Genomic DNA, 9,106 nt, shown 5'->3' with positions numbered 1-9,106 from the left:
CAAGCCCAGCAAGCGCTGCACGGCGGCGCTCATCGACGTGGCGTCCAGGCTCTGCGGCGTGCTCAGCGCCCAGACCACCCCGTCCAGCCCACGCCAACGGCTCACGCCGTGCCACTGCGCGAACAGCGCGCCATCGCCCGGCGCAGCACCGCCCCACAACAACACCGTGTCCTGCCCGTGCAGCCAAGTCTGCTCGCTCAGGCCGGGGGCGATGGCGTCAACTTGAGCCGGCTCGCCCATCACCAACAGCAGACGGACCTGGCGGCGCCAGAAGAAACCGTATTGGTTGCGCAGGTAGTGGACGACCTCGGCGCGTTCTGAAGGTTGAGGGGCATCGGCGCTAGACGGCGCGGGTAATGCCTGGCTGCTAAACACCCATTTGCGTACGTCGTTCTGCACAATGTGCCAGGTCAACATCGACAGCGCGAATAACAACACCCAGCACCAGAACCCCTTGAACAGTGCATCCTGCAACGCTGCACGGCCCAGTGCCTGGGCCCCGCTCCAATACCACACGCTCACGCTGCCCAGAACAACCAGCAACGCAATGACCGTCGCGAGTAACAGCGCTGTATACCAAGGGGATACTTTGGACATTTCAACGACTCGATTCATCAGGTTTCACAACTCCAAGGGCCAGCGTGTGATGAAGATCCGAGGACAGCCACGTGCAAGGCTCTCCATGCTGCTCGGCATACCAAGCCGCCAAGGTCTGCACCACGAAGGGCTGCAAATGCGCCAATTCGCCAAAATGGCCGTCCTGCACGTTTTGCTTGATGGGCCAGCCCGTCGTGGACACCTCGGCCACATCAGGTTGCGTAAAGGAGACACAACGCTGAGCAGGCCCCTCCAACTCGCCTTGCTTCAATGCGCGCGCGGCAACCGCCGCCAAGCTCTCGGCACCCGCCGCAAACCCTTCCCCGCGGGTAAGGCTTACGCCTCCCTGCGGCCCAAGCCACCACAGCACACCCGCCTCACCTGCAGGCAGCCGGCTCTGTCGTTGAGGTGCCGTGGACTGGCAGCCGGCACAGAGAATACGAGTGGCTGGCGCGGCTCCCTGCAACCGATCGATGATGGCGTCCACACTTCGAATGCCTTGCCAGGTCTCAGGCTGTGCGGGTAATTCGACCTGCGGGAAACACACCCTCATCTGCTGCGCAAAGGCCTGCCAAGCCGGCAGAGAACCCTGCCAGTAACAACACACCGGCTGAACCAAAGAGCCCTCCGTGCGTTGTGCTTGCCATTGCAGCGCGAGCAACACCGCCAACTGCCGTTCACGCTCGGCGGTGTCTGTACCAAATACCTGCTGCAGGCGAAGGGTTGCACCTTCAGAGGTCTCGTGCGGCGCGGGCAATTGAGTGTCTGGATCAAACACACCCTGGCGATGCTCGGGTGCACTGCACGAAGGCCCGATCAGTACCGTCTCGATCAATGCGCCTCGCTGCCGGTGGTGCGCCCACCATGCCGTGCACACGCGCTCTACAGCCTCGGCGTAGCACTGCGCGTTATGTCGATTCAGGCGGTAGTGCAACACACGCAACAAAAATGCAACGACCCAGATCATCAACACACCTGCCACACCCACCGCGGCTAAACGCGGCTCGATAAACGGGCGCAAAAACACACTGGCACTGCTCACCAACGCCAGCAATGCCACGCCACTGGCCAACCAACGCGAATAAACAGGCACCGCTACCAATGGGTAGGGCGCGAACTCAGGGGCCGTATTCATGAAACAACCAGGGCAGCGGGCATGGAACTGGCCCAGGTGCGGCCACGGGCGCAGCGATACCCGTGCAATGCCCCCGGGCGGCCATCCAACACAAACAGATCGCTGCCCTCATCAATATCAGTGCGCCCACGCACGTTGCACGCCAGACAAGCGATGGTCTGGCCATCGCACTCATAGCGCCCTTGCAGCACCTCTGCGCCCCCTTCGCGCAGCGTGTCGCCTTTACGAATAATTGCTTTCATGGAAACTCCTGCCAGCTAGCGTTATTTTCACTTCGGACATGACTGAGGCTCCGGCAAATGCAGCGGGGTTTTGATCGGGTATTCGGGGCTGCCGTAGGCGTAGCAGGACGTGGTGACTTGAACCTCGTCACAGGGCAGGAAATGCACAGTGAGGCCGCAGACTTTTTGATTTGTGTAATCGGGTACGGGGACGACCTTCGAGTGACTTCTCGTTTGCGCGACAATCTCGTTTTCCCATGCAAGATACTTGGGCCAATCTTCGTATCCGGGAGACCCGTCGGCGTATGCGACACCACTTTCCCAATCCACACGCACCGTCATGCCCGGTATCCAGCGTTCCGGGGCAACGTAACAACAACCTCCGCCGCCCCCTTGATACGGACCAATAATGTCGATACCCGAACGGCCATCAACGCTAAACCTATTGATGGCCCAATGGGTGTGATTGATCGCCCCAAGGGTGCTGGCCTGTGCATTGAGAGAGAGCATTACTGCAACCAAGGTGCACATACCCGCCATCAACCGCCCTGACTGCCAGGCCGGGGCATTTTTCACTTCGGACATGACTGAGGCTCCGGCAAATGCAGCGGGGTTTTGATCGGGTATTCGGGGCTGCCGTAGGCGTAGCAGGACGTGGTGACCTGAACCTCGTCACAGGGCAAGAAATGCACGGTGAGGCCGCAGACTTTTTGATTTGTGTAATCGGGTACGGAGACGGTTTTACTGTGTTGGCGTTTTTGGGCATCAACCTTCTCAACCCAAGACAAGTACTTGGGCCAATCCGCATACCCTGGGTAGTCTTTTGTACCACCTTGGCCCGTCTCCCAATCCACACGCACCGTCATGCCCGGTATCCAGCGTTCCGGGGCAACGTAACAACAACCTCCGCCGCCCCCTTGATACGGACCAATAATGTCGATACCCGAACGGCCATCAACGCTAAACCGATTGATTGCCCAATGGGTGTGATTGATCGCCCCGAGGGTGCTGGCCTGTGCATTGAGAGAGAGCATTACTGCAACCAAAGTACACATACCCGTCATCAACCACCGCGACTGCCAGACCGGGGCATGTTTCACTTCGGACATGACTGTGGCTCCGGCAAATGCAGCGGGGTTTTGATCGGGTATTCGGGGCTGCCGTAGGCGTAGCAGGACGTGGTGACTTGAACCTCGTCACAGGGCAAGAAATGCACAGTGAGCCCGCAGACTTTTTGGCCTGTGTAGTCGGGGACGGGGACTACTTGGGTGTGTTGGCGTTTTAACGCTCTATTTTTGTCTTTCCATGCCAGATATTTAGGCCTATCTGCAAAGCCTGGAAATCCTTTTGAACTACCGACTCCAGTCTCCCAATCCACACGCACCGTCATACCCGGTATCCAGCGCTCCGGGGCAACGTAACAACAACCTCCGCCGCCCCCTTGATACGGACCAATAATGTCGATACCCGAACGGCCCTCAACGCTAAACCGATTGATGGCCCAATGGGTGTGATTGATCGCCCCGAGGGTGCTGGCCTGTGCATTGAGAGAGAGCATTACTGCAACCAAAGTACACATACCCGCCATCAACCGCCCTGACTGCCAGGCCGGGGCATGTTTCACTTCGGGCATGATTGTGGCTCCGGCAAATGCAGCGGGGTTTGGATCGGGTATTCGGGGCTGCCGTAGGCGTAGCAGGACGTGGTGACCTGAACCTCGTCACAGGGCAGGAAATGCACGGTGAGGCCGCAGACTTTTTGGCCTGTATAGTCGGGGACGGAGACGATTTTGGTGTGTTGGCGTTTTTGGGCTCTAAGTAAACCTGCCCAAGCCTCGTACTTGTCATCATCCGCAAACCCTGGAAAGCCTTTAGAACCTGCTACCCCCGTCTCCCAATTCACACGCACCGTCATGCCCGGTATCCAGCGCTCCGGGGCAACGTAGCAGCAACCTCCTCCGCCCCCTTGGTACGGACCAATAATGTCGATACCCGAACGCCCCTCGACACTGAAGCGATTGATGGCCCAATGGGTGTGGTTGATTGCCCCAAGGGTGCTGGCCTGTGCACTGTGTGCCGCGGCGATTGCCCACAGGGTCACGGGCGCTGCCCAGCGAGCGATGCGACGGCGAACAGGATTAAACTCGCCCATCATTCACCTCCGTTGCCTTGGCCTCAAAAGCCTGCCAGTGCGCGTCAATCCCTTGCATGGCCTGGGCCAGGCGTTCGGCATCCAGTGGCTGTTTCGGTGCTGCCACATTGGACGCGGGCAGGCCTGTAAGCCCCGACCACCTTTCGGCCTCTTGGCTATCGAGATGCAGCGCCAATTCCCTGCGGCTGGCCTCGCCGAAAAACACCATGCGCTCGCGAAAAAAACTGCCCATGGGTTCACGGCCAAAGGGGTAAAGAAACCACGCGCGTGAGTCGTGCACCTGGTCATCAAACAGTGCACGCAGCAGCCCAGCCGGCTGGGTGGCGTTTGCGCCTTCGTCTACCGGGCCCCGGGTCTTTTCGTTTAGATGATTGTTGTACCCGGCGGGAGGCGCAAACAACTGACTGACCCTGGCCCGCCCTGCCGCTTTCATCTGCCGACACTCAACCCGCACATCGGCGGTGATGGTATGCAGCACCAACGCTGCGGGCGCGCGCGCCGGCAGCAGGCGACTAAACGCAGAAGCCAGATGATTCGGGTCGCGGTAAGCCGCCGCAAACTCCTCGGCGGCTTCACGCAATTGGGTTTGGGCCATGTCCGCGTCGAAGTCCTTGACGCCGGGCTCCAGGGGCACTTGTGGCGTGCGTTTGAGCCGTTCCTGGGCCACTTGCTCACGCCGACGCTTCTCGACTTCTGTTTGTAGCTGTTCCCGCTTGGCCTCGGCGCTGTTGCGAACGGCCTTATCGGCTTGGCTATCGGTCGCTTCTTTGTAGAAGGTGGTCTCTTTCAGGCTGGCAAAGGCATAGCGGTCAATACGCCAGGCGGTGAGCCAGCCTAGTTGGGCGCGGGTGGCTTGTTCCAACGTCGTGCTTGCAGGCAGAGGGTGGTACTGTTCAACCACCTTGATCGGCAGGGGGTGAGTAACGGGAGGCAGGTCTAGTGTCACCTGTCGCCAAGCGTTGAAGCGGCTGATTAGTATAGGGGAAACATCGAACTCATTCTGAACATCAAACTCCATTGCTCGCCACTGCTCATTACGCAAGCTGATAGGCAACGCGTCCTTGGGCACCTTCAATGGTGCACCATGTCTGAATGCATCGGCATATAGATCATTCAAAGCAATCTGCGACAGCAGCAGGCCATCACCTTCAGCACTACCCGGACTAACGCTCTTCCCCTGATCCCCCGGCGGATACCCTCCCCCCAAATCCGAATGCACACCCGGATAAATCACTTCCACACTGTTGCGCGGGTATTCACCCCCCTCACGGCGAATGGACTCCGAGGGAAAGCACAACCGCTGCTCATGGCTAGCCACCAGGTGCAAGCAACGCTTGACCAGCCCGCCACCAGGCAGTTGCTGATTGCCGTCGGCCCAGCTCATATGGCCGTCCGCTCCGGGCACGATATCGGCAATACCTACCGAAGCCACGGTATCCAGCAGCCCCAGGTATTCCACACTCAAGGGCAGCTCCAGATCGTCCAGCCTTAAAAACGGCCGGTAACGCATCAATTGGTTCAACCAACTGACAAAAGCCCGGGCTGCCGCCGCACCACGGGAAAAACCGTAGATATACAACTTGATGCCCAATAACTTCGATGTACCCGGCGTGGGCTGGGCCATGGCCAGGCGCAACGGCTTTTCAATCGCCTTGAGTTGCTTGCGAAACGTATCGGTACGGTTGGCTTGCCCCTGGATAAACTCCAGCCCGGGCAAGGTACCCATGGCCTCGACCGCAGCCTTCAGGCTTGCATTGTCCAACCGTGGCTGACCCAGCGCGCGCCGTAGGGCATCGATGATCATCAACAAACCCCAGTTGATCCGTTCCTCACCTCGCGAACCAAAGGCCAAGCCGCCGGTGCTGTAATCCAGATCGCCCACTTCCGGAAAAGGCGTGCCCACGCCCGGCATGTAGTATTTGAAATATTGCCCGTTGCCGGTGCCTGGGCCATCCGTCAACCCCTGGGCCTTGCTACCGAGATGGGCCGTGCCACCGGCATAGCCATCGCCAATAGTGGCCCGGAACATCCGGGCGATATTGGTCGGGTGCGGGGTACTCGACTGATAAAGGTCGTTATTCAGGTTATTCCCCGTGCCATCAAAAAACAGACTGATATGCAGCGTTTTGCAGCAGGGCGGCGGCACGCGATACCCGGCTGCCAGGCACAGGGCATCGTGGAAACCGCGTTCCTGATCGCACTGCCGCAAAATATTCTGCTGTACGTGCTCGACCCTGCCGGGCAAACGGCCCTGAACCGGAAAGGGCGGTGGGTACCAGACCGGGGCATGTTTCACTTCGGACATGATTGTGGCTCCGGCAAATGCAGCGGGGTTTTGATCGGGTATTCGGGGCTGCCGTAGGCGTAGCAGGACGTGGTGACCTGAACCTCATCACAGGGCAGGAAATGCACGGTGAGGCCGCAGACTTTTTGGCCTGTGTAGTCGGGGACGGGGACTACTTGGGTGTGTTGGCGTTTTAACGCTCTATTTTTGTCTCTCCATGCCAGATATTTAGGCCTATCTGCAAATCCGGGAAATCCGTCGGGATAAGCCACTCCCGTCTCCCAATCCACACGCACTGTCATACCCGGTATCCAGCGTTCCGGGGCAACGTAACAGCAACCTCCGCCGCCCCCTTGGTACGGACCGATAATGTCGATACCCGAACGGCCATCAACGCTAAACCGATTGATGGCCCAATGGGTGTGGTTGATTGCCCCAAGGGTGCTGGCCTGCGCATTGAGAGAGAGCATGGCTGCAACCACAGTGCACATACCCGCCATCAACCGCCCTGACTGCCAGACCGGGGCATTTTTCACTTCGGACATGACTGAGGCTCCGGCAAATGCAGCGGGGTTTTGATCGGGTATTCGGGGCTGCCGTAGGCGTAACAGGACGTGGTGACTTGAACCTCGTCACAGGGCAGGAAATGCACGGTGAGGCCGCAGACTTTTTGATTTGTGTAATCGGGTACGGCGACGGTTTTGCTGTGTTGACGTTTTTGGTCGTTCACCATTTTCTTCCAGGCAAGATACTTAGGCCAATCTCCAAAGCCTGGAAATCCTTTTGAACTGCCGACTCCCGTTTCCCAATCCACACGCACCGTCATGCCCGGTATCCAGCGTTCCGGGGCAACGTAGCAGCAACCTCCGCCGCCCCCTTGATACGGACCAATAATGTCGATACCCGAACGGCCCTCAACACTGAAGCGATTGATGGCCCAATGGGTGTGGTTGATCGCCCCAAGGGTGCTGGCCTGTGCGTTTAAAGCACCGGCAATGGCGACCCAGGCGAACAGGCCTTGGGGGCTAAAGCGCTTGAGCCGGAGGCTCAGGTTCTGTCTGTATACCGGGGGCATGGTCATAGCTCTCCCAAGGTCTTGAGGGTGTAAGCCTCGCGTTGCTCGGTCAGTAGCAGCCCGGCCTGGGTTGCCTCGATCATCGCGCCATAGCAATGCTCAAAGCGTTGTTCTGCGCCCCACTCGCACGGCAGGGCATCGCTCAGGCTCACCATCGCGGCGGTGGCATCACTGGCACAGCTCAGGGTTTCCACTTGACTGTCGCTCAGCTCAATAGAGCTGAAGGCAGGGGAGCCCCCGGTTAAGTCGGGGGTGCCCAAAAGCCGCTTGGGAGTACCGTCGCGATCGAGCCAACTCCAGAACACAGCGGGGCGCAGCAACACCTGCTGCTGGTCGGGTTCAAGCACATGGCTGAACAGCAAGGGAAATAAGCGCGGGTCGTAGTAGCGCAGCAACCCCGTATAGCCGCCATTGCGCGCTTCCAGGCAGCGCCCCAGATGCTCGGCCAGGGTCTGAAAAGGCCATAGAGAAGCCAGTACCAAGAGTTGCGAGCGCCCCCTCAAGTCGTGCATCAGACCGATGAGCCATTGGCGTTGTAGAGGCTGCGACAGGTCAATGCGCACCAACAACGGTGCCAGATCGTCAGCCCCCTCCTCCGGTAACCCGGTGAACAGTGAGTACCAGGGCAGCGGCGGTTCAATACTGCGAACGCTGGGAAGCAATGGCACCTCACTGCCCGCCTGGTCGACGATGATGTCCAGGTGCTTTGTAGCGAGGTGTGCACAGGACGCTTCCAGTAAACCTAACCAGTGACTGATAGGGCCGTCAGTCATGCTTGCACCTCCCTTTGGAGAAAACCCTGGGCAGCGGCCTGGGCCTTTTTCAAACACTCTTTGCACACTGAACTGGGTAGTTCGGGAAGCGCAAAAGCTTCACCCCCGGGAGGGTTAAAACGGTGTTGCCCCTTCAGGCTGATCAGGCCAGGGCTATGGATGTGGATCTCACCCTGGGGCGTGATACGGATATAACCGCCGCCACAGCCCAGGGTGATGCCATTTTTGGCGGTCAGTTGCAGGTGACCCTGCACCGACTGCACGGTGATGTCCTGCTGTGCAATCAGGTTCAGCACATCGCCGTGGGATTCGATGTCCAACGGGCCCTTGCCAGATACAAGGCGCATGCCTTCCTGCTGGGCCAGCAGCGAGATGGCTTTATTGGCGTGGGCGGACAAACGCTGAGCCGCCGCCAGGTTGATTTCATCATCGCTTTGCGCGTACAAGGCCGCGCCGCTTTTAAGCAACAGGCTCGCGGGCGTCACCGCGCCAATACCGTTTGGGGCACTGAGCAGGATGGCCGGGGCGCTCAGGTCTTTGGCGCTGTCTTGAAACTGCTGCAAACCCGCGATGGCCGGCGGGCGGCTGTGGTGGGCCTGAGCGATGCCCTGCCAGTCGGCGATTTGCTGTTTCGCGCCCTGGACCTGACGGGAAGCCGGCTCCATGGCCAGCACGTCGCCTTGGGCCTTGGCCTGCGTATCCGCACTGATAAACACCCCTTTGCCGCCCCGAATCGCGCCCCAGCCGTCGGTGCGCAGTTCAAAGCCTTCACCGCGCTTGCGCTTCTCGGCATCCACCAAGTGCCCCAGGTTGAGCTGGCTTTTGCCGCTGTGTTCGGTGCTGAGTTTGATGTGTTCCTGGCCACGGGTG

11 protein-coding genes and 1 pseudogene are annotated in these 9,106 nt (G+C 59.4%); all 12 read right to left on the bottom strand.

The genetic code is table 11. The annotated features are described in order from the left end of the window. Positions 1 to 597 (bottom strand): annotated as a pseudogene (locus tag Q1W15_RS08140) (type VI secretion protein VasK); the annotation flags it as partial. Between the two features lies 1 nt (position 598). Then, the gene (locus Q1W15_RS08135; RefSeq protein WP_300726078.1) at positions 599 to 1,732 is read right to left on the bottom strand and encodes a hypothetical protein; all 1,134 of its coding nucleotides are present in this window, start codon (positions 1,730 to 1,732) and stop codon (positions 599 to 601) included. Beyond that, positions 1,729 to 1,974, bottom strand: coding sequence for a PAAR domain-containing protein (locus Q1W15_RS08130; RefSeq protein ID WP_300726075.1), 246 nt, complete (start codon positions 1,972 to 1,974; stop codon positions 1,729 to 1,731). Before Q1W15_RS08130 ends, Q1W15_RS08135 begins: the two co-directional genes overlap by 4 nt. 27 nt (positions 1,975 to 2,001) lie before the next feature. Further along, positions 2,002 to 2,493 carry a DUF3304 domain-containing protein gene (locus tag Q1W15_RS08125; RefSeq protein ID WP_300726087.1) on the bottom strand — a complete coding sequence of 164 codons (492 nt, stop codon included), beginning with the start codon at positions 2,491 to 2,493 and terminating at the stop codon, positions 2,002 to 2,004. A 32-nt stretch (positions 2,494 to 2,525) separates the two neighbouring features. Continuing rightward, the gene (locus Q1W15_RS08120; RefSeq protein WP_300726085.1) at positions 2,526 to 3,017 is read right to left on the bottom strand and encodes a DUF3304 domain-containing protein; all 492 of its coding nucleotides are present in this window, start codon (positions 3,015 to 3,017) and stop codon (positions 2,526 to 2,528) included. 32 nt (positions 3,018 to 3,049) lie between these two features. Beyond that, complete coding sequence (locus Q1W15_RS08115) at positions 3,050 to 3,586, bottom strand: DUF3304 domain-containing protein (RefSeq protein ID WP_300726072.1); 537 nt, start codon at positions 3,584 to 3,586, stop codon at positions 3,050 to 3,052. Then, positions 3,574 to 4,104 (bottom strand): DUF3304 domain-containing protein, encoded by a 531-nt coding sequence (locus tag Q1W15_RS08110; RefSeq protein ID WP_300726070.1) that lies wholly within the window; start codon positions 4,102 to 4,104, stop codon positions 3,574 to 3,576. Before Q1W15_RS08110 ends, Q1W15_RS08115 begins: the two co-directional genes overlap by 13 nt. Continuing rightward, positions 4,091 to 6,409, bottom strand: a complete 2,319-nt coding sequence (locus Q1W15_RS08105) for a DUF2235 domain-containing protein (RefSeq protein WP_300726067.1) — start codon at positions 6,407 to 6,409, stop codon at positions 4,091 to 4,093. The genes Q1W15_RS08110 and Q1W15_RS08105 overlap by 14 nt, the downstream gene beginning before the upstream one ends. After that, on the bottom strand, positions 6,397 to 6,888 hold the full coding sequence (locus tag Q1W15_RS08100; protein ID WP_300726081.1) for a DUF3304 domain-containing protein: 492 nt from the start codon (positions 6,886 to 6,888) through the stop codon (positions 6,397 to 6,399). Before Q1W15_RS08100 ends, Q1W15_RS08105 begins: the two co-directional genes overlap by 13 nt. Positions 6,889 to 6,920: 32 nt before the next feature. Then, positions 6,921 to 7,463 (bottom strand): DUF3304 domain-containing protein, encoded by a 543-nt coding sequence (locus Q1W15_RS08095; RefSeq protein WP_300726064.1) that lies wholly within the window; start codon positions 7,461 to 7,463, stop codon positions 6,921 to 6,923. Positions 7,464 to 7,465: 2 nt separating this feature from the next. Further along, the gene (locus tag Q1W15_RS08090) at positions 7,466 to 8,236 is read right to left on the bottom strand and encodes a DUF4123 domain-containing protein (RefSeq protein ID WP_300726061.1); all 771 of its coding nucleotides are present in this window, start codon (positions 8,234 to 8,236) and stop codon (positions 7,466 to 7,468) included. Next, positions 8,233 to 9,106: type VI secretion system Vgr family protein (locus Q1W15_RS08085; RefSeq protein ID WP_300726056.1), on the bottom strand; the 874-nt coding region annotated here is incomplete at its 5' end. The genes Q1W15_RS08090 and Q1W15_RS08085, both read right to left, overlap by 4 nt.

The sequence above is a fragment of the Pseudomonas sp. genome, assembly GCF_030150285.1.
GTDB lineage: Bacteria > Pseudomonadota > Gammaproteobacteria > Pseudomonadales > Pseudomonadaceae > Aquipseudomonas.
This window is presented reverse-complemented; position numbering and strand designations above follow the sequence as displayed.